The sequence below is a fragment of the Pseudomonas sp. Sample_20 genome (assembly GCF_004307585.1).
Lineage (GTDB): Bacteria > Pseudomonadota > Gammaproteobacteria > Pseudomonadales > Pseudomonadaceae > Aquipseudomonas > Aquipseudomonas atacamensis.
The window spans coordinates 29,085-55,711 of sequence record NZ_RCOA01000024.1; the positions used below are offsets into that span (position 1 = coordinate 29,085).

General features: G+C 59.5%; 26 protein-coding genes and 1 pseudogene. 14 read left to right on the top strand and 13 right to left on the bottom strand.

Annotated elements, in window-relative coordinates:
• Window positions 1-137: 137 nt before the first annotated feature.
• Together D8U70_RS06675 and D8U70_RS06680 are read left to right on the top strand one after the other, a co-directional pair.
• Window positions 138-1,286, top strand: coding sequence for an efflux RND transporter periplasmic adaptor subunit (locus D8U70_RS06675; protein ID WP_130928516.1), 1,149 nt, complete (start codon window positions 138-140; stop codon window positions 1,284-1,286).
• A gap of 13 nt (window positions 1,287-1,299) precedes the next feature.
• On the top strand, window positions 1,300-4,326 hold the full coding sequence (locus tag D8U70_RS06680) for a multidrug efflux RND transporter permease subunit (RefSeq protein WP_016773425.1): 3,027 nt from the start codon (window positions 1,300-1,302) through the stop codon (window positions 4,324-4,326).
• Between the two features lie 254 nt (window positions 4,327-4,580).
• Here the strand turns inward: D8U70_RS06680 and D8U70_RS06685 are convergent, their stop codons facing one another.
• From D8U70_RS06685 to colR, 5 genes are all read right to left on the bottom strand, one after another.
• Complete coding sequence (locus D8U70_RS06685; RefSeq protein WP_016773424.1) at window positions 4,581-4,808, bottom strand: hypothetical protein; 228 nt, start codon at window positions 4,806-4,808, stop codon at window positions 4,581-4,583.
• A 2-nt stretch (window positions 4,809-4,810) separates the two neighbouring features.
• Window positions 4,811-5,527, bottom strand: coding sequence for a lipopolysaccharide kinase InaA family protein (locus D8U70_RS06690; RefSeq protein WP_024014147.1), 717 nt, complete (start codon window positions 5,525-5,527; stop codon window positions 4,811-4,813).
• 3 nt (window positions 5,528-5,530) lie between these two features.
• On the bottom strand, window positions 5,531-6,199 hold the full coding sequence (locus D8U70_RS06695; RefSeq protein ID WP_110646279.1) for a class I SAM-dependent methyltransferase: 669 nt from the start codon (window positions 6,197-6,199) through the stop codon (window positions 5,531-5,533).
• A 149-nt stretch (window positions 6,200-6,348) separates the two neighbouring features.
• Entirely contained in the window at window positions 6,349-7,632 is a 1,284-nt protein-coding gene (locus D8U70_RS06700; protein ID WP_073473133.1) for a HAMP domain-containing sensor histidine kinase, read from the bottom strand.
• A complete protein-coding gene (gene colR / locus D8U70_RS06705) occupies window positions 7,622-8,305 on the bottom strand; it encodes a two-component system response regulator ColR (protein ID WP_016773421.1) in 684 nt (227 codons plus the stop codon). Before colR ends, D8U70_RS06700 begins: the two co-directional genes overlap by 11 nt.
• A 209-nt stretch (window positions 8,306-8,514) precedes the next feature.
• Here colR and D8U70_RS06710 point away from each other — a divergent pair, with 209 nt between their 5' ends.
• Entirely contained in the window at window positions 8,515-9,258 is a 744-nt protein-coding gene (locus D8U70_RS06710; RefSeq protein ID WP_123443728.1) for a phosphatase PAP2 family protein, read from the top strand.
• 189 nt (window positions 9,259-9,447) lie between these two features.
• Here D8U70_RS06710 and groL read toward each other — a convergent pair whose 3' ends face one another.
• The 4 genes from groL to D8U70_RS06730 all read right to left on the bottom strand — a co-directional run bounded on the left by groL (window position 9,448) and on the right by D8U70_RS06730 (window position 12,971).
• Entirely contained in the window at window positions 9,448-11,094 is a 1,647-nt protein-coding gene (gene groL, locus D8U70_RS06715) for a chaperonin GroEL (protein ID WP_016773419.1), read from the bottom strand.
• Window positions 11,095-11,144: 50 nt separating this feature from the next.
• Window positions 11,145-11,438, bottom strand: a complete 294-nt coding sequence (locus D8U70_RS06720; protein WP_007916610.1) for a co-chaperone GroES — start codon at window positions 11,436-11,438, stop codon at window positions 11,145-11,147.
• A gap of 259 nt (window positions 11,439-11,697) precedes the next feature.
• Complete coding sequence (locus D8U70_RS06725; protein ID WP_016773418.1) at window positions 11,698-12,174, bottom strand: FxsA family protein; 477 nt, start codon at window positions 12,172-12,174, stop codon at window positions 11,698-11,700.
• 71 nt (window positions 12,175-12,245) lie between these two features.
• Window positions 12,246-12,971 (bottom strand): DUF2470 domain-containing protein, encoded by a 726-nt coding sequence (locus D8U70_RS06730; protein WP_130928517.1) that lies wholly within the window; start codon window positions 12,969-12,971, stop codon window positions 12,246-12,248.
• 163 nt (window positions 12,972-13,134) lie between these two features.
• Between D8U70_RS06730 and D8U70_RS06735 the strand changes: the two genes are divergently transcribed.
• Both D8U70_RS06735 and D8U70_RS28170 read left to right on the top strand, forming a co-directional pair.
• The gene (locus D8U70_RS06735; RefSeq protein ID WP_041479858.1) at window positions 13,135-13,893 is read left to right on the top strand and encodes an SDR family oxidoreductase; all 759 of its coding nucleotides are present in this window, start codon (window positions 13,135-13,137) and stop codon (window positions 13,891-13,893) included.
• Window positions 13,874-13,999 (top strand): annotated as a pseudogene (locus D8U70_RS28170) (metal ABC transporter ATP-binding protein); the annotation flags it as partial. The gene D8U70_RS06735 and the pseudogene D8U70_RS28170, both read left to right, overlap by 20 nt.
• A 19-nt stretch (window positions 14,000-14,018) precedes the next feature.
• Here the strand turns inward: D8U70_RS28170 and apbC are convergent.
• A complete protein-coding gene (gene apbC, locus D8U70_RS06740; protein WP_024014150.1) occupies window positions 14,019-15,113 on the bottom strand; it encodes an iron-sulfur cluster carrier protein ApbC in 1,095 nt (364 codons plus the stop codon).
• 320 nt (window positions 15,114-15,433) lie between these two features.
• Between apbC and metG the strand changes: the two genes are divergently transcribed.
• The 8 genes from metG (at window position 15,434) to D8U70_RS06780 (ending at window position 22,233) form a co-directional block, all read left to right on the top strand.
• Entirely contained in the window at window positions 15,434-17,485 is a 2,052-nt protein-coding gene (gene metG, locus D8U70_RS06745) for a methionine--tRNA ligase (protein WP_130928518.1), read from the top strand.
• 114 nt (window positions 17,486-17,599) lie between these two features.
• Window positions 17,600-18,169, top strand: a complete 570-nt coding sequence (locus D8U70_RS06750; protein ID WP_130928519.1) for an Rnf-Nqr domain containing protein — start codon at window positions 17,600-17,602, stop codon at window positions 18,167-18,169.
• A complete protein-coding gene (gene rsxB, locus D8U70_RS06755; protein ID WP_130928520.1) occupies window positions 18,166-19,170 on the top strand; it encodes an electron transport complex subunit RsxB in 1,005 nt (334 codons plus the stop codon). Before D8U70_RS06750 ends, rsxB begins: the two co-directional genes overlap by 4 nt.
• Window positions 19,157-20,140: an RnfABCDGE type electron transport complex subunit D gene (locus D8U70_RS06760; protein ID WP_130928521.1), complete on the top strand. Its 984-nt coding sequence runs from the start codon at window positions 19,157-19,159 to the stop codon at window positions 20,138-20,140. Before rsxB ends, D8U70_RS06760 begins: the two co-directional genes overlap by 14 nt.
• Window positions 20,137-20,742 carry an RnfABCDGE type electron transport complex subunit G gene (locus D8U70_RS06765; protein WP_130928522.1) on the top strand — a complete coding sequence of 202 codons (606 nt, stop codon included), beginning with the start codon at window positions 20,137-20,139 and terminating at the stop codon, window positions 20,740-20,742. Before D8U70_RS06760 ends, D8U70_RS06765 begins: the two co-directional genes overlap by 4 nt.
• Complete coding sequence (locus D8U70_RS06770; protein WP_130928523.1) at window positions 20,739-21,311, top strand: Rnf-Nqr domain containing protein; 573 nt, start codon at window positions 20,739-20,741, stop codon at window positions 21,309-21,311. The genes D8U70_RS06765 and D8U70_RS06770 overlap by 4 nt, the downstream gene beginning before the upstream one ends.
• Entirely contained in the window at window positions 21,308-21,946 is a 639-nt protein-coding gene (gene nth / locus D8U70_RS06775; RefSeq protein WP_130928524.1) for an endonuclease III, read from the top strand. Before D8U70_RS06770 ends, nth begins: the two co-directional genes overlap by 4 nt.
• Before the next feature lie 107 nt (window positions 21,947-22,053).
• Window positions 22,054-22,233, top strand: coding sequence for a hypothetical protein (locus tag D8U70_RS06780; RefSeq protein WP_016773409.1), 180 nt, complete (start codon window positions 22,054-22,056; stop codon window positions 22,231-22,233).
• A gap of 88 nt (window positions 22,234-22,321) precedes the next feature.
• On the opposite strand, the gene D8U70_RS06785 is transcribed toward D8U70_RS06780, so the two are convergent.
• The gene (locus tag D8U70_RS06785) at window positions 22,322-22,948 is read right to left on the bottom strand and encodes a response regulator transcription factor (RefSeq protein ID WP_016773408.1); all 627 of its coding nucleotides are present in this window, start codon (window positions 22,946-22,948) and stop codon (window positions 22,322-22,324) included.
• 432 nt (window positions 22,949-23,380) lie between these two features.
• Between D8U70_RS06785 and D8U70_RS06790 the strand changes: the two genes are divergently transcribed.
• Window positions 23,381-24,094 (top strand): hypothetical protein, encoded by a 714-nt coding sequence (locus tag D8U70_RS06790; protein ID WP_122706510.1) that lies wholly within the window; start codon window positions 23,381-23,383, stop codon window positions 24,092-24,094.
• A 124-nt stretch (window positions 24,095-24,218) separates the two neighbouring features.
• Here the strand turns inward: D8U70_RS06790 and D8U70_RS06795 are convergent, their stop codons facing one another.
• Together D8U70_RS06795 and D8U70_RS06800 are read right to left on the bottom strand one after the other, a co-directional pair.
• Window positions 24,219-25,436, bottom strand: coding sequence for an argininosuccinate synthase (locus tag D8U70_RS06795; protein ID WP_007953201.1), 1,218 nt, complete (start codon window positions 25,434-25,436; stop codon window positions 24,219-24,221).
• Window positions 25,437-25,565: 129 nt separating this feature from the next.
• Window positions 25,566-26,480: an OmpA family protein gene (locus tag D8U70_RS06800; protein ID WP_073473165.1), complete on the bottom strand. Its 915-nt coding sequence runs from the start codon at window positions 26,478-26,480 to the stop codon at window positions 25,566-25,568.
• Between the last annotated feature and the right edge of the window lie 147 nt (window positions 26,481-26,627).

The window sequence follows — 26,627 nt, forward strand, 5'->3', positions numbered from 1 at the left end:
TCGCAGCCCAACGGGGATAAATCCCCTCACCACAGGATTGTGTCCCGCTGCACCTGTAAACACTGCCAGTTGGAATCCCCACCTGACTCGGAGTAATGTGCCCGCCTGTCTCATGATTTATCCAAGGAACTGGACATATGCTGCGTCGCCGCATGCTGATCATGTTGGGTGTTGTTTTGCTGCTCGTCCTGGTGCTGGGCGGATACAAAGCCTTTTCGATCTACACGATGATCCAGGGCTTTTCCAAGCCCAAGCCGCCGATCAGCGTCGCCGTGGCCACTGCCGGCGAACAGCCGTGGCAGATGCGCCTTCCCACCGTCGGCACGCTCAAGGCCCTGCAAGGTGTCGACTTGAGTCTGGAAGTCGCCGGCACCGTCACTGAACTCAAATTCGAATCCGGGCAGAAGGTCAAGGCCGGGCAACCGTTGCTGCAACTCGACAGCGCCGTAGAGACCGCTCTGCTGGAAACCGCCAAGGCTGATCTGGGCCTGGCGCAACTGGACTTCGGCCGTGGCGCGCAACTGGTCGACAGCCGCGCGATCTCCAAAGGCGAGTACGACCGCCTCTCCGCCGTGCTGCAAAAGAACAAGGCCACGGTCAATCAGCTCAACGCGTCGCTGGCGAAAAAGCGCATCCTCGCGCCATTCAGCGGCACCATCGGCATCCGCCAGGTCGACGTAGGCGACTACCTCGCCAGCGGTACCAAAATCGCCACGTTGCAGGATTTGAGCAGCCTCTACGCTGACTTCTACGTGCCGGAACAAGCGGTGCCAAAACTCGCTATCGGCCAGCCCGTGCAGTTCACCGTCGCCGCTTATCCGGGGCAGAACTTCGTCGGCAAGATCAGCGCAATCAACCCGATCGTCGAAAGCACCACGCGCAATATCCTCGTCCGCGCCACCCTGGCCAACCCCGACGGCAAGCTGCTGCCGGGGATGTTCGCCAGCCTTGAAGTGCTGCTGCCCGATCCGCAGAAGCACATCGTCGTGCCGGAAAGCGCGATCACCTACACCCTGTACGGCAACTCGGTTTATGTGGTCGGGCAGAAGAAGGCCGAGGACGGCAGCGTCGCCAAGGATGAAAACGGCCAACCGCTGCTGATCGCCGAACGTCGTTTCGTCGAAACCGGTGAACGCCGCGATGGCCTGGTGATGATCAACAAGGGCGTGCAGAGCGGCGAACAAGTGGTGACGGCTGGCCAGATCAAACTGGACAACGGCGCCCACATTGCCATCAGCGACGACAAGACCCTCGGCGAGCAGAACAGTCCGCCTCGCGCCGACTGATCAAGGAATCCCCATGGCTTTTACCGATCCGTTCATCCGCCGCCCGGTGCTCGCCACCGTGGTCAGCCTGCTGATTGTGCTGCTGGGCTTTCAGGCCTGGAGCAAGCTGCCGCTGCGCCAGTACCCACAAATGGAAAACGCCCTGATCACGGTGACCACGGCTTATCCCGGGGCCAACGCCGAAACCATTCAGGGCTACATCACCCAGCCGATGCAACAGAGCCTGGCCAGCGCCGAGGGCATCGATTACATGACCTCGGTCAGCCGGCAGAACTTCTCGGTGATTTCGATCTACGCGCGCATCGGTGCCAACACCGACCGCTTGTTCACCGAACTGCTGGCCAAGGCCAACGAGGTGAAGAACAAGCTGCCGCAGGACGCCGAAGACCCGGTGCTGAGCAAGGAATCCGCCGACGCTTCGGCGCTGATGTACATCAGTTTCTTCAGCAAGGACCTGAGCAACCCGCAGATCACCGACTATCTGTCGCGGGTCATCCAGCCAAAACTGGCGACGCTGCCGGGCATGGCCGAAGCGGAAATTCTCGGCAATCAGGTGTTCGCCATGCGTCTGTGGCTCGACCCGGTGAAACTCGCCGGCTTCGGCCTCAGTGCCGCCGACGTGACCGCTGCGGTGCGCCAGTACAACTTCCTCTCCGCTGCCGGCGAGGTGAAAGGCGAGTACACCGTCACCAGCATCAACGCCAACACCGAACTGAAATCCGCCGAGGCCTTCGCGGCGATTCCGCTCAAGGTCGATGGCGACAGCCGTGTGTTGCTGCGTGATGTCGCGCGGGTGGAAATGGGCGCGGAAAACTACGATTCGATCAGCTCGTTCGGCGGCACGCCGTCGGTGTATATCGGCATCAAGGCCACCCCCGGCGCCAACCCGCTGGACGTGATCAAGGAAGTGCGCAAGCTGATGCCCGAGCTGGAAGCGCAGCTGCCGCCGAACCTGAAAAGCGAAATCGCCTACGACGCGACACTGTTCATTCAGGCCTCCATCGATGAGGTGGTGAAAACCCTGTTCGAAGCGGTGCTGATCGTCATCGTCGTGGTGTTCCTGTTCCTCGGCGCGCTGCGTTCGGTAGTGATCCCGGTGGTGACCATTCCGCTGTCGATGATCGGCGTGATGTTCTTCATGCAGATGATGGGTTACTCGATGAACCTTCTGACGCTGCTGGCCATGGTGCTGGCCATCGGTCTGGTGGTGGACGATGCGATCGTCGTGGTGGAAAACATCCACCGACATATCGAGGAAGGCAAGACGCCGTTCGACGCAGCGCTGGAAGGCGCGCGGGAAATTGCCATGCCGGTGGTGTCGATGACCATCACCCTGGCGGCGGTGTATGCGCCGATCGGTTTCCTCACCGGGCTGACCGGGGCGTTGTTCAAGGAGTTCGCCCTGACCCTGGCCGGCGCAGTGGTGATTTCCGGCGTCGTCGCCCTGACGTTGTCGCCGATGATGTGCGCGTTTCTGCTGCGCCACGAAGAGAATCCCAGCGGCCTGGCCCATCGTCTCGACCGAGTCTTTGAAGGCCTCAAGCGCCGTTATCAAAGCATGCTCCACGGCACACTCAATACCCGGCCGGTGGTGCTGGTGTTTGCGGTGATCGTGCTGTGCCTGATTCCGGTGTTTCTCAAGTTCACCAAGTCGGAACTGGCCCCGGACGAGGATCAAGGCATCATTTTCATGATGGCCAGCGCACCGCAGCCGACCAACCTCGACTACCTGAGCACCTACACCGACGAATTCATCACCATCTTCAAGGAGTTTCCCGAGTACTACTCATCGTTCCAGATCAACGGCTACAACGGCGTGCAGGCCGGTATCGGCGGCTTCCTGCTCAAGCCATGGAACGAGCGCAGCCGCACGCAGATGGAAATCCTCCCCGAGGTGCAGAGCAAACTGGAGAGCATTCCCGGCCTGCAGATCTTCGGTTTCAACCTGCCCTCCCTGCCCGGCACCGGTGAGGGTCTGCCCTTCGAATTCGTGGTCAACACGGCCAATGACTACGAGCTGCTGCTGCAAGTCGCCGAGCGCATCGAGAAACGCGCCATGGAGTCAGGCAAGTTCGCCTTCGTCGACCTCGATCTGGCATTCGACAAGCCGGAAGTAGTCGTGGATATCGACCGCGACAAGGCCGCGCAGATGGGCGTGTCGATGCTTGACCTCGGCAGCACGCTGGCGACCTTGCTCGGCGAGGCGGAGATCAACCGCTTCACCATCGACGGGCGCAGCTACAAGGTCATCGCCCAGGTTGAACGGGCCTACCGCGACAACCCGGACTGGCTGAACAATTACTACGTGAAAAACACCCAGGGCGAATTGCTGCCGCTGTCGACCTTGATCAAGGTCAGCGACCGCGCACGGCCGCGCCAGCTCAATCAGTTCCAGCAGCTCAACGCGGCGAAGATTTCCGGTTTCCCGCTGGTGAGCATGGGCGAAGCCATCGACACCGTGCTGCAGATTGCCCGCGAAGAAGCACCGGCCGGGTTTGCCTTCGACTACGGCGGTGCCTCGCGCCAGTACGTGCAGGAAGGCAGCGCATTGTGGGTCACGTTTGCCCTGGCGTTGGCGATCATCTTTCTGGTGCTGGCCGCACAGTTCGAAAGCTTCCGCGATCCGTTGGTGATTCTGGTGACCGTACCGCTGTCGATCTGCGGCGCGCTGATCCCGTTGTTCCTCGGCTGGTCGAGCATGAACATCTACACCCAGGTCGGGCTGGTGACGCTGATCGGCCTGATCAGCAAGCACGGCATCCTGATCGTCGAATTCGCCAACCAGTTGCGCAAGGACAAGGGCCTGAGCGCCCGTGAAGCGGTGGAGGAAGCGGCAGCAATTCGCTTGCGCCCGGTGCTGATGACGACGGCGGCAATGGTGTTCGGCATGGTGCCGCTGATTCTGGCCACCGGTGCGGGCGCCGTAAGCCGCTTTGATATCGGCATGGTGATTGCGACGGGGATGTCGATCGGCACGTTGTTTACGCTGTTCGTGCTGCCGTGTGTTTACACCTTCCTCGCTAAGCCAGATGCCAGATAATGCACATTTCCCTGTGGGAGCGAGCCTGCTCGCGAATGCGGTATTTTGATCGTTCCCACGCTCTGCGTGGGAATGCAGCTCGGGACGCTCCGCGTCCCATTGGAACGCGGAGCGTCCTTTGAGGCGTTCCCACGCAGAGCGTAGGAACGATCAAGCAAGATCAAAAGATCGCAGCCTTCGCCAGCTCCTACACAATCCGTATTCCAAAAAAAGGCCTCGCAACTGCGAGGCCTTTCATTTGGGCTTGAATCGTGTCAACTGGCTGGCCTCATCCCTTGGGACAGTCCGAACATGAACAACAGCAAATCATGATCGGGCTGGGTCGCCACGGAGGCTTTCGCCACCCGTGGAACCGAACAATGAGCGTCGTTCCCGGACGCTCCTATGACCTGCATGCGCGGCTGCTCCCAGGCAGCCACCGCCAGTGAAGCAACTGCCAAGGCCCCGACCAGGAACAAACCTCGTGCAATTTCGAGTTTCATCGCTATAAACCTTTGATAGCGCTGCCAAACGCCGTCTCATAAAAGTAGACGAGTTTTTTCCAGTCGGCATCGCGGAACGACGAATGGCGACGCAGTTGCTTCATGTCATGCTGCGCGGCGCGATAGGGTGTCAGACGCTGACGGCACTTCTCCAGATCGATCAACGCCACTTCAACCTGCGCCGCTTCACCTTCACCGGTGACGCGCACGAAAACGTGTTTGATGTAGATGCAGCTGTGCTGCCAGCGGCCCTTGTGCATGCGCGCCAGGTTCTCGGCGAGGTCCTTGAGGACTTTCTCGTAGACCACGTCGCCACATTGATCGCGACCACCGGCAGCGGCCAGCCAGTGTTCCAGTTCCTGGAAACCGTCGAGGGATTTGGTGACGAGCAGCGCGCGCCACTTGTGTTGCGGATCCGGTTGCGCGCCGCAAAAAACGATCTGCGGAACACGCACGCCGAGTTTGCTTACGCCGGTCAGCGCATCGAGTTCACGCAATACGGTCGGGCGACCGAAGGGGTGCAACCAACTGCGATAGATGTGCCCGGTCTGGCGCTTGGCGTACAAAAGCTGACCGTCACGGTCGACGATGCGCTGCACCCCGCTTTCGCCACCACGGCGCACATTGGGCTCTTCAACCCATTCGCCGCGCTGGTTCCAGTAATAATCGAAACGATCCTGGGGAGCGACATCCGCTTCAACCGCTGCTTGCACTGCCATCCTCTACCTCTTGCGTAATACGTAAACTCGCCACATCGCATAGAGCGGTATGAAGTCCAGTTGTTCCTGAATGCGGAAACCCGCCTGTTCAAATTCTTTCTCGATCATTGCCGCCGGAATCAGAAATCGATTCTGGTAATCATGACTTGGCCGATCCCGCTCGGCGCGCTTGCGCTTCCAGGCCTTGAAATTGCCGTCAACCCACAACGAAACAATCACGCTGTCACGGGTCACCCGCTCGAACTCGCGCAGGATCACCCGACGGTGCTCGGCCTCGCCGATGTGGTGCAACAGACGCATGCAAAAGATGCTGTCGACCGAGTTATCCGGCAGAGCGATATCGAATGCCGAGGTGTGCAGCGGTTGTACACGCTTGACCACATCGGCCGGTTGTCCCTGCAGCGCGGTCTTGATCATCGACTCGGAATTGTCCGCGCCGATGATCACCCGGTTGGGCTTCTCCGCGAGCATTGGCCAGAAACGCCCGGCACCGCAGGGCAGATCCAGCACCAGCCCGGGATCTCCCGCCAGCGCCAAGGCCTTGCGACCGACTTGCTCATCGCGCCAGTGCGACAGGCGGCGACCGAGGCTTTGCTGGTGCTTGCGCAGATATCGTTGTGCGTGTTGGTCGTCGTATTTTTCGGAAAAATCGAGCTTGATCGGGCCGGCCATCATCTGGACTCCTGTTCTGATGACGCCACCTTAAGCAGCGGCGTGTCAGCGTCAGGTCATCCAATTGTGAAAATTCTGTCAGGTAAATCTGCAAAGTATTACAACGTTATACAGGATTTAGACAGGTGGGCGGGAGTAGCCTCGAGCCACTATTTGCTGGCATTCACGCCAAGATCTACCTCGAATCGGCAGCCATTGGGCTCCATCGTGCTCAAACTGACCGTCCAGCCCTGGTTTTCGCAGATGCGCTGGACCAGCGACAGGCCCAGGCCGAGACCCTCGCCACGTTTCTCGCTACCGCGCACAAACGGTTCGAACATCGCCTCGCGTTTTTCCTCGGGAATACCTACCCCCGAGTCCTCGACGACAAAACCGTTGGCAGTGAGGGTAAGGCGAATAAAACCCTCTTCGGTGTAATGCAGTGCGTTACGCAGCAAGTTGCCCATCACCGCATTGAGCAAGGTCGCGTTGTAACGTCTGTCCGGTGGATCGCCCGGCTCGAACATCAGCTTCAGGCCCTTGCGCTCGATCGGCTCGCGCCACAGGCACAGCAGGCTCTCGGCGACTTGCGTGAGGTTCTGCTGCGGCGCGGCGCCAGCCTCTTCGTTTTGTGCGCGCGCCAGCATCAGGAAGGTCTGCACCAGTTCGCGCATCTCCTCGCTGGCCCGGGCAATGCGCTCGACCTGGGCGCGACCGCGCTGATCGAGACCGGGGTTTTCCAGCAGCAGTTCGCAGGAACTGGCGAGGACCATCAGCGGCGTGCGCAATTCGTGGCTGACGTCGCTGGTGAACAAACGCTCGCGGTTCAGCGCCTGACGCAAGCGCCCCAGCGTGGCATCGAACGCCACCGCCAGTTCACCGACTTCATCCGCTGCATAATCCGGCGCCAGGGGCGGCGCCAGCCCGAGCAACTGGTCGCGATGCCGGACCTGCCGCGCCAGGCGCACCACCGGCGCCATCACCTTGCGCGCGAGCACCCAGCCCAGGAACACCGCCAGCGCCAGACTGAGCACGAAGCCCACCAGCACCACGGCAAACAGCACGCGCTCGCGCTCTTCGAAATCGCTTTGGTCCTGCAATAGTACGTAGCGTCGACCATCCACCACCTCGACCATGGCGTGATAGGACAGCTGCTCGCGAAAGACCTCGTGGAAACCGGCATCGAGGTGACGCAGATCCTTGGGCAGGTCGAAATCCCCCGGCCCGCCACTGAAATAGAACAACTGATCCGGCTCAGGCCGGTGGCTCCAGTCGGAGACGTTGTCCATCAGCAGCAAGCGTTGCAGGTCGCCGCCCAGCCCCGCAGAAATCAGTTTCTCTTCCACCAGGTGCACCGTTGCAACGATGCCCATGGCGAAGGCGCCGGCGACCAGTGCGCTCATCAGCGCAAAAGCGATGATGATCCGCTGGGAAAGACTCTGCTTAAACTCCATCTCGCCCCTCGGCCAAGCGATAACCGACACCGTGCACGGTGTGCAGCAGTGGCTTGGCGAATGGCTTGTCGATCACCTGGCGCAATTGGTGAACATGGCTGCGCAGGCTGTCGCTGTCCGGGCAGTCATCGCCCCACAGCGCTTCCTCGAGAATCTCCCGACGCAGCACGTGCGGACTCTTCTGCATCAACACCGCGAGCAGCTTGAGACCGACCGGGTTGAGCTTGAGCAGCTTGCCTTCGCGGGTCACTTCCAGGGTGTCGAGGTCGTAACTCAAGTCACCGACCTGCAACGCCCGGCGACCGCCGCCCTGAGCGCGGCGCATGACCGCTTCGACGCGGGCGGCCAGCTCGGACAGCGCAAACGGTTTGATCAGGTAATCGTCGGCGCCGGACTTGAAGCCCTGCAGCCGGTCGTCGAGTTGGTCGCGGGCGGTCAGCATGATCACCGGCGTATCGCGCCGGGCATCTTCGCGCAGGCGTTTGCACAAGGTGTAGCCGTCGATGCCGGGCAGCATGATGTCGAGCACGATCAGGTCGTAATGCTCGGTCGCCGCCAGATGCAGACCGGACAAGCCGTCTTGTGCGCAATCGACGGTATAGCCTTTCATGCCCAGGTAATCGGCCAGATTGGCCAGGATGTCACGGTTGTCTTCGACCAGCAGAATTCGCATGGACATCTCCTCCGAACGGGGTAACGGCCGTCTTGGCCCGCGCAGCTTACGGCCAAGTGTGGCTCAGGGCTAGGGGCGTTTTTCGATAAACCTGCGCTGCGCGCGCTGCGACGTTTTTTTCACTTTCGGTTAACAAATCGCCGACGCCAGCGCGCGCAGACTCCGCGCGATTACGCTCTCTCCTCCGTTCATCGACCAAGGAACCTGCCATGGTGCCGACCTCTGCCCTTCCCGCTTCAAGACCGCTGAACTGGTGGTTGTGTCTGGGCATTCCCGCAGCGGCGGCGATCATTCTGCTGTTGCTCGAACTGACCGATCTGGACATGGTTCTGGCGCAAATGTTCTACGACCCGGTCGCCGGGGATTTCATCGGGCGGCACAGCTATTTTCTTGAAGACATCCTGCATGACCGGGCGAAACAGCTGGTGATCGGCTTCTCGGTGTTTGCCATTCTGGGTTTCATCGGTGCGTTTTTCATCGAACGGCTGAAACCGTTCAAGCGTGAACTCGGTTGCCTGGTGCTGTCGCTGGGGCTGGCGACTTCGTTTGTCACTCCAGTCAAAGCCGTCACTGCCGTGCAATGCCCGTGGAGCCTGGAGCAATTCGGCGGTCACGAGACCTACAGCAAACTGATGGAGCATCGCCCCGCCACGGACAAGCCGGGACGTTGCTGGCCGGGTGGCCATGCGGCAACCGGGTTTACGTTGTTTGCGTTGTTCTTCGTGTTGCGTGACCGCCGCCCGCGACTGGCGCGGCAGGCGTTTGTGTTCGCCTTTGCGCTGGGTTCGGTGTTCTCGATCAGTCGCATGATGCAAGGCGCGCACTTCTTTTCGCACAACGTGTGGACGGCGATTTTCTGCTGGCTGATTTGCCTGGGGGCTTATTACTGGGTGCTGTATCGCCCGGCTGGCAAGACTTCGACAGCGATGAATACACAGCCGATCAACGCCTGAAATAAACAACCTGTGGGAGCGAGCCTGCTCGCGAATTGTCGGCTCAACTGGCTTGCATGTCGGATGACAGACCGCTTTCGCGAGCAGGCTCGCTCCCACAGGGGCTATCAGTGAGCTTCGGAATTCGGGCAATAAAAAACCCCGCTGACTTTCGCCAGCGGGGTTTAGCGTTACAGGGCCAGGGCTGGCTTACATCATGCCGCCCATGCCACCCATGCCGCCCATGTCTGGCATACCGCCGCCAGCTGCACCTTCTTTCTTCGGTGCGTCGGCAACCGCTGCTTCGGTGGTCAGGATCAGACCGCCGATGGAGGCTGCAGCTTGCAGAGCCGAACGGGTTACCTTGGTTGGGTCCAGGATACCCATTTCGATCATGTCGCCGTATTCGCCGGAAGCAGCGTTGTAACCGAAGTTACCTTTGCCGTTCTTCACTTCGTTGACGACTACGCTTGGCTCGTCACCGGAGTTGGCAGCGATCTGACGCAGCGGCGCTTCAACAGCGCGACGCAGCACGGCGATACCGACGTTCTGGTCAGCGTTGTCGCCGGTCAGCTCGGTCAGTGCTTCCAGAGCACGGATCAGCGCCACGCCACCGCCAGGTACCACGCCTTCTTCAACGGCTGCGCGGGTTGCGTGCAGGGCGTCTTCAACACGGGCTTTCTTCTCTTTCATTTCAACTTCGGAACCAGCGCCAACCTTGATCACTGCAACGCCGCCGGACAGCTTGGCCAGACGCTCTTGCAGTTTTTCACGGTCGTAGTCCGAGGAAGTTTCGGCAACCTGGGCGCGGATCTGAGCGATACGGCCTTCGATGTCTGCCTGCACGCCAGCACCGTCAACGATGATGGTGTTTTCCTTGGACAGGGTGACGCGCTTGGCGTTACCCAGGTGCTCCAGGGTGGTGCTTTCCAGGCTCAGACCGATCTCTTCGGAGATAACGGTACCGCCGGTCAGAACAGCGATGTCCTGCAGCATGGCCTTGCGACGGTCGCCGAAGCCCGGTGCCTTGACGGCAGCGACTTTGACGATGCCACGCATGTTGTTCACAACCAGAGTCGCCAGGGCTTCGCCTTCAACGTCTTCGGCCACGATCAGCAGTGGGCGGCCGGCTTTGGCAACGGCTTCCAGCACTGGCAGCATTTCGCGGATGTTCGAGATCTTCTTGTCGACCAGCAGGATCAGCGGGCCGTCGAGCTCGGCAACCATGGTGTCCGGCTTGTTGACGAAGTATGGCGACAGGTAGCCACGGTCGAACTGCATGCCTTCTACAACCGACAGTTCGTTTTCCAGGCCCGAGCCTTCTTCAACGGTGATCACGCCTTCTTTACCGACTTTTTCCATGGCTTCGGCAATGATGTCGCCGATGGAGTTGTCGGAGTTGGCCGAGATGGTGCCGACCTGAGCGATGGCTTTGAAGTCAGCGCATGGCTTGGACAGGGCTTTGAGCTCTTTGACAATGGCGATGGTCGCCTTGTCGATACCGCGTTTCAGGTCCATCGGGTTCATGCCGGCAGCGACGGCTTTCAGGCCTTCGTTGACGATCGACTGAGCCAGAACGGTAGCGGTGGTAGTACCGTCACCAGCGTCATCGTTGGCACGGGAGGCAACGTCTTTGACCAGCTGCGCGCCCATGTTTTCGAAGCGGTCATCCAGTTCGATTTCTTTGGCGACGGAAACGCCGTCCTTGGTGATGGTCGGAGCGCCGAAGCTCTTCTCGATAACCACGTTACGGCCTTTCGGGCCCAGGGTCGCTTTTACCGCGTCAGCCAGAACGTTGACGCCTTTGAGCATCTTGGTACGGGCGGCATCGCCGAACTTAACTTCTTTAGCAGCCATGATCGATATTCCTTAAATACTTTGTAGTAGCGGGAAAATGAACGGGGATATCAGCCTTCGATAACCGCGAGGATTTCGTTCTCGCTCATTACCAGCAGGTCTTCGCCATCGACTTTCACAGTGTTGCTGCCGGAGTAAGGACCGAACACAACCTTGTCGCCTTCCTTCACGGACAGTGCACGCACTTCACCGTTTTCCAGAGCTTTGCCCGGGCCTACAGCGAGAATCACACCGTGGTTGGCTTTTTCAGCAGCCGAACCTGGCAGGACGATACCGCCAGCGGTTTTCTTTTCTTCTTCGCTGCGACGGATGACGACGCGGTCATGCAGAGGACGAAGCTTCATTGTCGATCTCTCCTAATTGTGGTTTTCATCGGCCGGTGTAGTCCCGGCGGGTTTAACGAATCCGGCCTGCGCCGGTTGCGGTCCGTCGAGCGAACCGCGCAAGTCTGTCCGGTTTGAATACCGGAAACCTTTCGGTGACCGATACATAGGGGCGTACAAGCCGATTACAAGGGCTGGCGGAAAAAATTTTTCATCGCCACACAGTAAAAAAACGCCATAAACGAGCACGGCACCCGCAGGTGCCGTGTCGATGCTGATGTCACTTGTTGTCGCGGTGTTCGAACTCGCCTTCGATCACATTCGGCTCTCGACCGAGCGGCTCGCGAGGGGCCGGGCCGCCACGGGGTTGCAGGTCGTCGGCGAAGGCACGCTGGCGCATCGCCTGGTCTTCAGCACGCTGGCGCATTTTGTTCGCCAGCAGACGACGGGTGACCGGCAACAACATCACCAGACCGACCACGTCACTGATGAAGCCGGGAATGATCAACAGGCCACCGGCCAGTGCCAGCATCAGGCCTTCGAGCATGGTCTGCGCGGGCAATTCGCCGCGATTCAGGCTTTCCCGGGCACGCAATGCGGTGGCCAGACCGGCGACGCGCAGCACGAACACACCGAACATCGAGCCGAGAATGATCAGCAGCAGGGCCGGGAAGAACCCGATAGAGCCTGCCACTTTGACGAATACGAACAGCTCCAGCACTGGAAACAGCAGAAAGAGCAACAGAAAAGGGCGCATCAATGTTTCCTCAACGCAAGAAATGCCTTGCAGTAAGCCTTAGATGACGTCGCCCTTGCGTGAATTCAAGCTTAACTTTGCGCTTTTTTTGGCCAGGACTGCGCGTGAGCCAGAGAAACCAAGGCCTCACGCACTTGTGTCGGCGTATTACATGGCGCCGCGAAGGGCAACCAATAGACGGCCTGACCAATGCGCAGGTGCATGCCTTCGCTGTCGATCCCGGCCAGTTGCGCCGGCGTGCTGTTGGGCAGCCCGGCGAGCGCGACGTAATGGGCGATGGCCTTGGCGTGATCGCTGTTCATGTGCTCGACCATGCTGATTTCAGCCTTGCCGGCGAACGGGTTGGCCAAGGTCAGATCGTCGATCCAGTGGATCGCACCAAAGCCGCCGATGTAGCGATGGCGCACCGGATCGAGCACCCAGAAATCGAAATCGTGGGCCTGGTGATAATTCTGCGAGTCGGGGAAATAGCGGTAATAGCGTTCGGCGGCAGCGTCGATGGCTGCCGGTTCTGCGAGCTTCTGCGCTTCGGCCAGATAAGTCAGCCGCCCGACCGCCTGCACATCGTCGGCCTCGCGCTCGCCCACCAGCATCGAACACTTCGGATCTTTCTGCAGGTTATGCGTGTGCTGGGCGATGCGGCTGATCAGAATCAGCGGCCGGCCCTGCTCGTCCAGGCAATACGGCACGACGGAGCCAAAGGGAAAACCCGGCATCGATTTGGAGTGGGTCGACAGCACTCCACGGTATTCCTTGAGAAGCAATTCTCGGGCATTCTTCGCCACTTCAGCGCTCAATTTGTGACTCCTTAAATGGGTTCCGTCTAGAAAACGGACAGGCGCGCAGCGAAAAGTAACCGGCGCGCATCGGGCAAATGTTCGTGTGCAACCAGGCCTGACCGGTGCCGATCGAGCGTTGCCGACAACAAAAACAACTCAGACCTGCCAGCGGGACATGCGAATGCAACTCAACGACAAAGTAATCATTATCACCGGCGGTTGCCAGGGTTTGGGCCGTTCCATGGCCGAGTATTTCGCCGGCAAGGGCGCGAAACTGGCCCTGGTCGATCTGAATCAGGAAAAACTCGACGCCGCCGTGGCCGCCTGCAAAGCCAAGGGTGTCGAAGCGCGCAGCTACCTGTGCAACGTCGCCAACGAAGAACAGGTCGAGCACATGGTCGCGCAAGTGGCCGAAGACTTCGGCGCCATCCACGGCCTGATCAACAACGCCGGGATCCTGCGCGATGGTCTGTTGCTGAAGGTCAAGGACGGTGAGATGACCAAGATGAGCCTGGCCCAGTGGCAGGCGGTGATCGACGTAAACCTGACCGGCGTGTTCCTCTGCACCCGTGAAGTCGCAGCGAAGATGGTCGAGCTGAAGAACAGCGGTGCGATCATCAACATTTCGTCGATCTCCCGTGCGGGCAACGTCGGCCAGACCAACTATTCCGCAGCCAAGGCCGGCGTCGCAGCGGCGACCGTGACCTGGGCGAAGGAGCTGGCGCGTTACGGCATTCGTGTCGCGGGCATCGCACCGGGCTTCATCGAAACCGAGATGACCCTGGGCATGAAGCCGGAAGCGCTGGAAAAGATGACGTCGGGCATTCCGCTCAAGCGCATGGGCAAGCCTGAGGAGATCGCCCATTCGGCGGCGTATATCTTCGAAAACGACTACTACACCGGGCGGATTCTGGAGATGGATGGCGGCTTGCGAATCTGACTGCCAACACAAAACAACTGTGGGAGCGAGCCTGCTCGCGAAAGCGGTGGGTCAGCCAACATCTTCGTTGACTGACACTCCCTCTTCGCGAGCAGGCTCGCTCCCACATTTCATCCAGCGTTTATTCAATCGTCACTGATGGTGATATTCGGCATCGCCGGCGTGGCCGCTTCCTGCAAGACAATGCGCGCGCCGACGTGGCGGGCCAGTTCCTGATAGACCATGGCGATCTGGCTGTCCGGCTCGGCGATTACGGTTGGCTTGCCGCCATCGGCCTGTTCGCGGATCAGCATCGACAGCGGCAGCGAAGCCAGCAACTCTACGCCGTACTGGGTGGCCAGTTTCTCGCCACCGCCTTCACCGAACAGATGCTCGGCATGCCCGCAGTTCGAGCAGATGTGCACGGCCATGTTTTCCACCACGCCCAGCACCGGAATGTTGACCTTGCGGAACATTTCCACGCCTTTGCGTGCGTCGAGCAGCGCCAGATCCTGCGGCGTAGTGACGATCACCGCACCCGCCACCGGGACTTTCTGCGCCAGGGTCAGTTGAATGTCGCCGGTGCCTGGTGGCATGTCGATGACCAGATAATCCAGATCGCCCCACGCGGTTTGCGTGACCAGTTGCAGCAGCGCCCCGGAAACCATCGGCCCGCGCCAGACCATCGGCGTGTTGTCGTCGGTCAGGAATGCCATCGACATGACTTCCACGCCGTGGGCCTTGAGCGGCACGAACCATTTCTGATCCTTGACCTCGGGCCGGGTGCGCTCGGGAATGCCGAACATGATGCCCTGGCTCGGGCCGTAGATATCGGCGTCGAGGATGCCGACTTTGGCGCCTTCGCGGGCCAGCGCCAGCGCGAGGTTGGCAGCCGTAGTGGATTTGCCCACGCCGCCCTTGCCGGAAGCGACGGCGACGACGTTCTTGACGTTGGCCAGCCCGGGAATCTGCGCCTGGGCCTTGTGCGCGGCGATCACGCTGGTGACCTCGACGCGGGCGATGACCACGCCGTCGAGGTTTTCGATGGCCAGTTGCAGCAATTGCGCCCAACCGCTCTTGAACAGGCCGGCGGCGTAGCCGATTTCCAGCTGCACATTGACGCGGTCACCGATGATCTCGATGTTTTTCACGCAACCGGCGCTGACCGGGTCCTGGTTCAGGTAGGGGTCGGTGTATTGGCTGAGGACGGCTTCCACCGCTGCGCGAGTGACGGCGCTCATGGGCAACTCCGATAACAAGACTGGAAAGAATGGCGGCTATCGTACGCTGGACACCGATTTGAGGCGAACAGATTACTTGCGCTGAAAAGCCACTGTGGTGAGGGGATTTATCCCCGTTGGGCTGCGCAGCCGCCCCAAAACTTCCGCCCCCGGTACGTCAGGAGCTGCGTGTGTAACGATATCCACGACTGCTGCGCAGCCGAACGGGGATAAATCCCCTCACCACACGAGCTCTCAAAGTACCCAGTGGCGCAGGGGTGAAAAATATGCGCCGGCGCTTTATAGTGGCCGACCTCCGTTTCATCAAGTAGCGAAGCCCCATGTCCGAGCCACGCAAGATCCTCGTCACCAGCGCCCTGCCCTACGCCAATGGTTCGATTCACCTTGGCCACATGCTGGAATACATCCAGACCGATATGTGGGTGCGCTTCCAGAAGCATCGCGGCAACCAATGCATCTATGTCTGCGCCGACGACGCCCACGGTTCGGCGATCATGCTGCGCGCGGAGAAGGAAGGCATCACCCCGGAACAACTGATCGCCAACGTGCAGGCTGAACACAGCGCCGACTTTGCCGACTTCCTCGTCGATTTCGACAATTTCCACTCCACTCACGCCGAAGAAAACCGTGAGCTGTCGAGCCAGATCTACCTCAAGCTGCGTGACGCCGGGCACATCGCCCAGCGCTCGATCACGCAGTATTTCGACCCGGAAAAGAAAATGTTCCTGGCCGACCGCTTCATCAAGGGCACCTGCCCGAAATGCGGCACCGAAGACCAGTACGGCGACAACTGCGAAAAATGCGGCGCGACCTACGCACCGACCGACCTGAAGGATCCGAAGTCGGCGATCTCCGGCGCCACCCCGGTGCTCAAGGATTCCCAGCACTTCTTCTTCAAGCTGCCGGATTTCCAGCAGATGCTCCAGGCCTGGACCCGCAGCGGCACCCTGCAGGACGCCGTGGCCAACAAGATCGCCGAATGGCTGGACGCCGGCCTGCAGCAGTGGGACATTTCCCGCGATGCGCCGTATTTCGGTTTCGAGATTCCGGGCGAACCGGGCAAGTATTTCTACGTCTGGCTGGATGCGCCGATCGGTTACATGGCCAGCTTCAAGAACCTCTGCAACCGCACGCCGGAGCTGGATTTCGACGCGTTCTGGGGCAAGGATTCGACTGCCGAGCTGTACCACTTCATCGGCAAGGACATCGTCAATTTCCATGCGCTGTTCTGGCCAGCCATGCTCGAAGGCTCCGGCTACCGCAAGCCGACCGGCATCAACGTGCACGGCTACCTTACCGTCAATGGTCAGAAAATGTCCAAGTCGCGCGGCACCTTCATCAAGGCCCGCACTTATCTCGATCATCTGTCGCCGGAATACCTGCGCTACTACTACGCGGCCAAGCTCGGCCGTGGCGTCGATGACCTCGACCTGAACCTCGAAGACTTCGTGCAGAAGGTCAACTCCGACCTGGTCGGCAAAGTGGTCAACATCGCCAGCCGTTGCGCCGGATTCATCCACAAGGGCAACGGCGGTCTGCTGGTCGACAACAATGCCGCGCCGGAGCTGACCGAGGCTTTCCTCGCCGCCGCGCCGAGCATTGCCGACGCCTACGAGGCCCGCGACTTCGCCCGCGCGATGCGTGAAATCATGGCCCTGGCTGACCGCGCCAACGCGTGGATCGCCGACAAGGCTCCGTGGTCGTTGAACAAGCAGGAAGGCAAGCAGGATGAAGTCCAGGCGATCTGCGCCACCGGCATCAACCTGTTCCGCCAGTTGGTGATCTTCCTCAAACCGGTACTGCCGCTGCTGGCCGCTGATGCCGAGGCGTTCCTCAACGTCGCGCCGCTGACCTGGAATGACCACACCACCCTGCTGGCCAATCACCAGCTCAACGAATTCAAACCGTTGATGACCCGCATCGACCCGGTAAAAGTGCAAGCCATGACCGACGCCTCGAAAGAAGACCTGACCGCCAGCCAGACCGACACCGGCGAAGCCAAGCCTGCGGGCAACGGCGAACTGGCCAAGGATCCGCTGTCGCCGGAAATCGATTTCGACGCCTTTGCCGCCATCGATTTGCGCGTCGCTTTGATCGTCAAGGCCGAACACGTCGAAGGCGCGGACAAGCTGCTGCGCCTGACCCTCGACATCGGTGACGAGCAACGCAACGTGTTCTCCGGGATCAAGAGCGCCTACCCGGACCCGTCCAAACTCGACGGTCGTCTGACCATGATGATCGCCAACCTCAAACCACGGAAAATGAAGTTCGGTATTTCCGAAGGCATGGTGATGGCAGCCGGTCCCGGCGGTGAAGAGATCTATCTGCTGAGCCCGGACAGCGGCGCCAAGCCAGGTCAGCGCATCAAGTAAGACGTTGCCGCAAAACGATCCCACCGACGTGCTCTGCATGCCGGTGGGATTTTTCATATCTGGCCCGATAGTGCCTACCCTTAAGAGACACCCGCCCGTTTCGCTGGCAGAACCATGACCGAACTCGTGTTAACGCTGATCAGTGCTGCGCTACTCAACAACTTGGTGTTGCACTGGCCGCTAGGCGTCGCTCCGCTGCTGGCGGGCAACCGACGCCAGGTGCATGCGCTGGGGTTGGCGACGTTGTGCCTGATGGTGGTGGTCGGCGTTATCGGTCAGGCGATCTGGCAGTGGATACTGCTGCCGTTGCAGCTTGAAGCGCTGCGCCTGTTCGTGTTTCTGCCGTTGAGTGTGTTGATGATCGCGCCGCTGCTGAAACTGCTGGCGCGCGGGCTGCCGGATTGGCCGTTCGACGGATTGTGGCCGCTGCTGCTGGGCAATGCTGGCGTACTCGGGCTGGCGTTGATCAATGCGCAAAATGATCAAGGCCTGCTGCACGCGACAGCATTGAGTATCGGCGCCGGGCTGGGTTTCTGGCTGGTGTTGAGTGTGTTCTGCGACCTGCGCGAGCGCACGGCCGACAACGATATTCCCCTGCCCTTTCGCGGCCTGCCGATCGATCTGATCAGCGCCGGACTGATCGCAGTGATTTTTCTCGGATTCAGTGGATTGATCAAAACATGAGTCTGCTTCAACGCATCGATGCCCTGCTGCCGCAGACCCAATGCGGCAAGTGCGGCCATCCCGGATGCAAACCCTATGCGCAAGGCATTGTTGACGGCGAGCCGATCAACAAGTGCCCGCCGGGCGGCGAAGAAACTATCGCTGCGCTGGCCGAGCTGTTGAAAATACCGGTCCTGGAACTGGATATCAGCCGTGGCCCGGCACCGCCGCAAGTCGCCTTCATCCGCGAGGCCGAATGCATCGGCTGCACCAAGTGCATTCAGGCCTGCCCGGTCGACGCCATCGTCGGCGCGGCAAAACTCATGCACACGGTGCTGATCGACGAGTGCACCGGTTGTGATCTGTGCGTTGCGCCGTGCCCGGTCGACTGCATCGAAATGCACCCTTTGCCTGCGAACACGATCCCAGTGGTTGGCGGTCTCGCATTTGATCTTGAAGAACAGCGCGCCCGCGCGATCAAACGTGACCATGCGCGCCAGCGTTTCGAGCGCCGCAACCAGCGCCTGCTGCGTGAAGAACAGCAAAAGCAGGCCGAACGTGAAGCGCGAGCCGCGCGTGCGGCACAACCGCAAGTCTCGACCGCCGATCCGGTGCAGGCTGCACTTGAGCGGGTGCGCGCACAAAAAGCCGCTAACGCCGATGCGGCGCTGAAGAAGGCCAAGGTCGATGTGGCGATGAGTCGGGCTCAGTTGCATAAATCGCTGAAAGCTTTCGGCCATCCGCCGACGTTCGAACAGCAGTCGCAACTGATCGTCCTGCAGCAACAATTCGAAGCCGCCGAGCAAGCACTGGCGAAGCTGGAAAGCAGCCAACCGGTGATTCCCGCCGTCTCTGCTCCGAGCAACGACGCGGAGTTGAAACGGGCGAAGATTCAACTGGCCATGCGCCGCGCCGAGTTGAAAAAGGCTCAGGCAGCGGAGGCTGCGCCGGAGCAGATCGCAGCACTGGAGCAAGCCGTGACTGACGCCGAGCGCCGGGTGCAAGATCATGCCACCCCTTGAGGCAGCGGACGATCGCCTGCAACAGGCGATGAATACCGTGCTGCTCGCAGCGCTGCCGGGGCTGCTCGCTTTGTTCTGGCTGTATGGCTGGGGCGTGTTGATCAATCTGCTGTTGGCGGTTGCCAGTGCTTTGCTCGTCGAAGCCGGGGTCGCCCATCTGCGTCGGCAAGCGGTGCAAGCGGCACTGCGTGATGGCAGCGCGCTGGTCAGTGCAATGTTGCTGGCCGTTGCGCTGCCGGCTTATTGCCCTTGGTGGCTGACCGTCACGGCGACCGTTTCAGGCTTGTTGTTCGGCAAGCACCTGTACGGCGGGGTTGGTAAAAACCCGTTCAACCCGGCGATGCTTGGCTTTGCCCTGAGCATGGTGCTGTTTCCGCAAGCGATGACCCATTGGCCCGGTCATGGCCTCGATTTCCTCTCGGCGTTGCAACAGGTTTTCAACCCGGCTCCAGCACCGGACGCCTGGGCGCAGGCCACGGCACTGGACAGTCTGCGCATCAATAAAAGCCTGACCATCGATGAGCTGTTCGCCAGCAACCCGGCCTTCGGCCGCTTCGGCGGGCGCGGTGTGGAATGGGTGAATCTGGCGTTTCTGCTCGGCGGTCTGTGGCTGTTGCAGCGGCGGATCTTTTCCTGGCACGCACCGATGGGGATGCTCGCCAGTCTGTTCGTCATCAGCCTGTTGTGCTGGAACGGCTCGGGGTCGGATTCCCATGGTTCGCCGCTGTTTCACCTGCTCAGCGGCGCGACCATGCTCGGTGCATTTTTTATTGTGACCGAGCCGGTGTCCGGCGCGAAAAGCGCCCTTGCCCGCCTGCTGTTCGGTGTTGGCGTCGGCCTGCTGACTTATCTGATTCGCACGTGGGGTGGTTACCCGGACGGCGTCGCGCTTGCGGTATTGCTGATGAATCTTCTGGTGCCGACACTCGAACGCTTCGCCCTCAGCCGCCAGTCGAAGGTGAACGCGTGAACCGCTCAGCGAGTGTCGCGACGGTGGTGCTGCTGGCACTCGTTGGCGTGAGTGCGACATACGTGTTGCAGCGCAGCAGTGCACCGCAGATTGCCAGCGAGCAGCGCTTGCTCGACAGCCGAAAATTGCTTGATGTCATGCCTGCCGCGCTCTACGACAATCAGCCGCTGGAGCAACCGCTGACGCTCGCCGAGCCTGCTTTGCGCCATAGCACGCTGTCAGGCGGCTATCGAGCGACCCGCTCCGGACAGACAGTTGCGGTGCTGTTGCGCAGCCGCAGCGAAGGTTACGCAGGCACTCTGGAACTGCTGATAGCCATCGATGCAAACGGCAGAGTTCTAGGCGTGAAAACCCTTGAGCAGCGCGAAACGCCAGGATTGGGTGGTTACATCGGTGAATGGCCGAATGCCTGGCTTCAGGCCTTCCTCGGCAAATCCCGTACTGAGCCGACAGACGCCGGTTGGGCGCTGAAAAAGGATCAGGGGCAGTTCGATCAAATCGCTGGTGCGACCATAACCTCCCGTGCCGCCATCAACGCGATTCACGACGCACTGCGTTATTTCGATGAGCATCGGGCGTTGCTGTTAGGAACTCGCTTATGAAACGCACGGTAAGTTTATTGATGCTGGTGCCGCTATTGGGCGCCACACAAACATTTAGCGCTGCACTGGGGATAACCTTGATGCTGGGCGCGGTACTCGGTGTATTTGCCGTCTGCATGTCGCCGCTGCGCGAGCGCCTGACGGGCACCCGTGCCTTGCTCGCCAGCCTGATACTTGCTGCGACGTTGACCAGTTGCGCGGATATTGTGGCGCAACGCTGGTTTTTGCCATGGCAGCAGACGTCTGAGCTCTACATAGGGCTGATCGCCTTGCACTGCGTCGTGCTTGAATACCACGGTGCCTTCCGCGAGCCCGTCGCTGTCAGCTTCAAACGCTGCGCCTTGTTCGGCGCGCTCATGCTGGTGGTCGGCGGGCTGCGCGAGATCATCGGTTATGGCAGCCTTGGCCGAGTTCTTTCGGAGCATTGGCAAGGTCTGGTTTTGTTCCCCGATGGGCTGCATCTGTTTACGCTGGTCCCCGGCGCTTTCGTTTTACTGGGCCTGCTTCTCGCCGTACGTCAGGCGTGGACACGCCGCAACTCTGTCATCAAGGAAACGCATCGCCCATGAATGCTGCAAAACGTCTTGAGATATTTCGCCGACTGCACGAAGACAATCCCGAGCCGAAAACCGAACTGGCCTACTCTTCGCCGTTCGAGCTGCTGATTGCGGTGATTCTTTCGGCGCAGTCCACCGATGTCGGCGTCAACAAGGCGACCGCCAAACTCTTTGCCGTCGCCAACACACCCGCCGCGATTCATGCGCTGGGTGTCGAGGGGCTGTCGGAGTACATCAAGACCATCGGCCTGTACAACAGCAAGGCGAAAAACGTCATCGAAACCTGCCGTTTGCTGGTTGAACGCCACGGCGGTGAAGTTCCGCAAACCCGGGAAGAACTGGAAGCCCTGCCGGGTGTCGGACGCAAGACCGCCAACGTGGTGCTCAACACCGCTTTCCGTCAATTGACCATGGCAGTCGACACGCACATTTTTCGCGTCAGCAATCGCACCGGCATCGCGCCCGGGAAAAATGTGGTGGAAGTTGAAATGAAGCTGATGAAGTTTGTACCGAAAGAATTCCTGCTCGACTCCCATCACTGGCTGATTTTGCATGGCCGCTATGTTTGCCTGGCGCGTAAACCGCGCTGTGGCAGCTGCCGCATCGAAGATTTGTGCGAATACAAACACAAAACTTCTGACGATTGAGCCGTCATCGGTTTTTCGTATCCATCGATTGAAAAAATCTTTTTTACCCGCCGCAGTAATGTCGATATAAGGAGCGCCAAAGGCAGTCTTAGCCGGGAGTTGACTTCATGAGTACCGACAAAGAGCAACTGGATGTAGAAGAAGATTTTATTGCCGTCGAGGCCGATGAGGTCGAACCGGTGGTAGAGGTGGCGAAGACCAACCTCAGCAAGCGTCGCACAATCGACAACCTGCTTGAGGAGCGCCGACTGCAAAGGCAATTGGCCGATTACGATTTTGATCTGTGATACCTGAAGGCCTCCCGAAGCGGAGGCTTTTCATTTTCTGCGACAACCGAGCTTGATCGGCCCATGACGGTCTCAGCTGTCGAATCGTTCAAACCAGGCCGTTGCGCTGCGCCAACTCGATCAGATCAACCAGAGACCGCGCATTGAGTTTCAGCAACAGGCGAGTCTTGTAAGTGCTAACAGTCTTGTTGCTCAAAAACATGCCGTCTGCGATTTCCTTGTTGGTCTTGCCGCGCGCCAATTGCTGCAACACCATCATTTCCCGCCCGGACAGACGATCAACCATGTCCGCCTCACTCGCATTGCCCAGACTGGTACGCACGGTGTGCAGGGCCTGATTGGGGAAATAGCTATAGCCGGACAGAACTGCCTTGATCGCACTCAGCAGTTCGGTCAGATCCTGCTGCTTGCACACATAACCCGCTGCACCCGATTGCATGCAACGCATTGAAAAATGTCCGGGAGCCTGGGAAGTCAGCACCAGCACTTTCACCGGCATGGCGGTGGAAGTCAGGCGAGCAATAACTTCCAGCCCATCGAGTTTGGGTATTCCAATATCCAGAATGACAAGATCCGGTATTTGTTCACGAGCAATTTGTAGTGCATCAACGCCATTATCCGTTTCTGCAATGACTTCGTAGCCATGCCGTTCCATCAGCATACGTACCGCAAGTCGAATGACGGGGTGGTCATCCACGATCAGCACTTTATTCATGGGCAAGTCCAGTTTTCGCTGTTCGAATTTTTAGAACACGCACGATATCCCAGTCACTTGCTTCAAGGCATGGCAACTTTTACACGCATTTGCATCGAGAGACATTCCCTACAGGCATTGAGGATAATTCCCACAAATAGGTCCCGTCGCATCCATTGCAACTGCTTCCCGTCCTTCAAGACCACAGCGAATTTCCGTTTACTGCGCACACGTCCTACGCAGCTCCGAATTCCAACCGAGCCATTTGAAGTTTCCTGGACCACTCTTGGCGGCTGCCGATTCGACATATGACGTAACGAACCGCCGCTACTGCATATTCGACGCACCGGCAGCCCTTCTATAAAACTTGAAACAACAGCCTGAAACTTCAATGAAGGCTTTTGCTATATATAGAAATATTCAACATCAAACAAACAACATAGAACTTGAATCATGCTCAAGATAACGAAAAAGATCACTAACCCAATGACCGTCATAGCGATATTCGCCATTATCTCGGAAACTTCAGCGGCGGTATCGCTGCCGTTTCTCGACAACAAGGACCGGGAGATTTATGTCTGGTTTCTGATCAGCTTTCCGTTTTACTTGTTATTTCTTTTTTTTATCACGCTCAACTTCAACCACCGCTCACTCTACTCGCCCTCGGATTTCGGCAAGGACAAAAATTTCCTGAAGGCGGCTGAACATTCGGAACGCGACAGCGAACGAAAAGTACCGTTGCGAAAAACCGATGGATCGTGCGCTTTCGAGATAACCAGCTGCGTGGTGTCCAGCAACACTGGGAGCGGCGGATTTCAGCGTCCATGCAGGATTCACAACGCGCCTGACCCACCAACCGATATTGATGTCCAAGCGAACCCCGTGGTGCAGACGATCAAACTGTCACCGCTGATAAGCGAACTGAACATCATCGACGCCCGGGACGTTGACGCGTCCAGGGAGTTCGATGCGATTCTCGACACTCTTCGGAGCGCCGGTAAAAAAAATCCGCGAGTGCTGGTTTTTCTGTCGAATCATGTTTCGGACTCTCTGGCGCATACTTCGCTGCAACAGATCAAACAGGCGAAGAAAAGCTCAGGTGCAACACTGTGTGTCGTTTACAACCTGTGCACACAGACAGTTACCCTGCTGGGGCGAACCAGCTGACAGGCGCGGCACATCCCGCAAGCGGGCAGACAAGAGAAACGGCCTGATGAACCCGATGAAAATTCCGAAAAAAAAGGCGGCCCTGAACTGGCCGCCTTTTTTATTGCGCGTGGGTCTGAGCCACTTAGAACAACTTGCGGCCCTTGTTGGCAGCAATGCGCATGCGCAGCGCGTTGAGCTTGATGAAGCCCGCCGCATCGGCCTGGTTGTAAGCGCCGCCATCTTCTTCGAAGGTGGCGATGTTGGCGTCGAACAGCGAATCGTCGGACTTGCGACCGGTGACGATGACGTTGCCCTTGTACAGCTTCAAGCGCACTACGCCGTTCACGTTGACCTGCGAAGCATCGATCATCTGTTGCAGCATCAGACGCTCAGGGCTCCACCAGTAGCCGGTATAGATCAGGCTGGCGTACTTGGGCATCAGCTCGTCTTTGAGGTGAGCGACTTCGCGGTCCAGAGTGATCGATTCGATGGCGCGGTGGGCGCGCAGCATGATGGTGCCGCCCGGGGTTTCGTAGCAGCCACGGGACTTCATGCCGACATAACGGTTTTCGACGATGTCGAGACGACCGATGCCGTGCTCGCCGCCGATCTTGTTCAGCGTCGCCAGTACGGTGGCCGGGGTCATTTCGACGCCGTCCAGCGCGACGATGTCGCCGTTGCGGTAGGTCAGTTCCAGGTACTGCGGAGTGTCGGGAGCCTTCTCCGGGGAGACGGTCCAGCGCCACATGTCTTCTTCGTGCTCGGTCCAGGTGTCTTCCAGCACGCCGCCTTCATAAGAGATGTGCAGCAGGTTGGCGTCCATCGAGTACGGAGATTTTTTCTTGCCATGGCGTTCGATCGGGATCGCGTGCTTCTCGGCGTAGTCCATCAGCTTCTCGCGGGACAGCAGGTCCCACTCGCGCCAAGGGGCGATGACTTTCACGCCTGGCTTGAGCGCGTAGGCGCCCAGTTCGAAACGCACCTGGTCGTTGCCCTTGCCGGTGGCGCCGTGGGAAATGGCGTCGGCGCCGGTTTCGTTGGCGATTTCGATCAGGCGCTTGGCGATCAGCGGACGGGCGATGGAAGTACCCAGCAGGTACTCGCCTTCGTAAACGGTGTTGGCGCGGAACATCGGGAACACGAAATCACGCACGAATTCTTCGCGCAGGTCGTCGATGTAGATTTCTTTGACGCCCATGGCCTGAGCCTTGGCGCGGGCCGGCTCGACCTCTTCGCCTTGACCGAGATCAGCGGTGAAGGTCACCACTTCACAGTTATAAGTATCCTGCAGCCACTTGAGGATCACCGAAGTGTCCAGGCCGCCGGAATACGCCAGAACGACCTTGTTTACGTCCGCCATGCCATCACTCCACGGGGTTCTACGGAAAGCCGGGGAGTCTACCGCTCAAACGCGATAATTTACAGAGGCGCGACAGCTTAAGACGACAAAGCGACAGAATCTGTCGAGAGCGCGACGATGACCGGCGGGTCAGGAAGTCGCTGCGGCCGTGGCCGGCGTACTCGCTTGCGGCGCCGGAGTCGGGGCGGTAGTCGGAGCGACGCGCGACAATTTCACGTTTACCCGACGGTTCTTCGCACGATTGGCTTTGCTGGTGTTCGGCACGATCGGATACTGCTCGCCGTGGAAACGCACGGTGATCTGCGATTCCTGAATGCCGTTGGCCTTGAAGAAATCCACCACCGCCAGCGCGCGGCGGCGCGACAATTCGCGGTTGGTCAGGCGATTGCCGCTGTTGTCGGAATGACCGTCGAGGTCAATGTGGTTCACCGTCGGGTCGGCCTTCATGTATTCGAGCATCACTTGCAGCTTGGCCTTGGCAGCCGGGTCCAGCTCGACGCCTTCGCCGGGGAAGCCGATCTGCGACTGCTTGATCTGGTCGAAATTCTGCGGCAGCAATTTCGCCACGCAGCCTTGATAGTCGTTGAACGCCTTGCTGAATTTCACCGGCAACAAACGCACTTCGGAGACGCGGCCATCGCCAGACGCACGGCGTACCACCGGGCTGCGACCGTCCAGCAGACCGCTGATCAATCCCCCGGCCTGAGATTGCGAGCTGTTGAACAACACATTGCCGCTGCCCAGACGCACAGAGCCCAGATTGATGTCGCCACGCCCTGGCTGCCAGGGTGCAGCGGCAGCGAGCAAGGTCGCCGAACCGCCGCCGAGCATGGCGTTGTAGGCATTCAGGCGAAAGATCGCCTGCTCACCGGCCTTGCGCACGAACTCGCCCGAGCCGAAATCGGTGATCGGCTGGGTCAGGCGGCATTCGAACTGGTCGCCGGCGACCGTCCACTCAATGTTCTCCAGACGGGTCTGGTAAGTCAGCGCCATCGCGGGAAGGCTGGCAAACACACTGAGCAGGGCTAAATAACGCTGGCGCACGGGAGGCTCCATTGGCTTGTGAAACACAAACACCGATTCACACAATGTTTACGGCATACCTCCGGGATATCGGACGCTTGTGGCAAAACTTGATAGCGGGTGCCTGCAAGAGTCTTTTCCGGTAGCATTCGCCTCAGTTTGACCCGC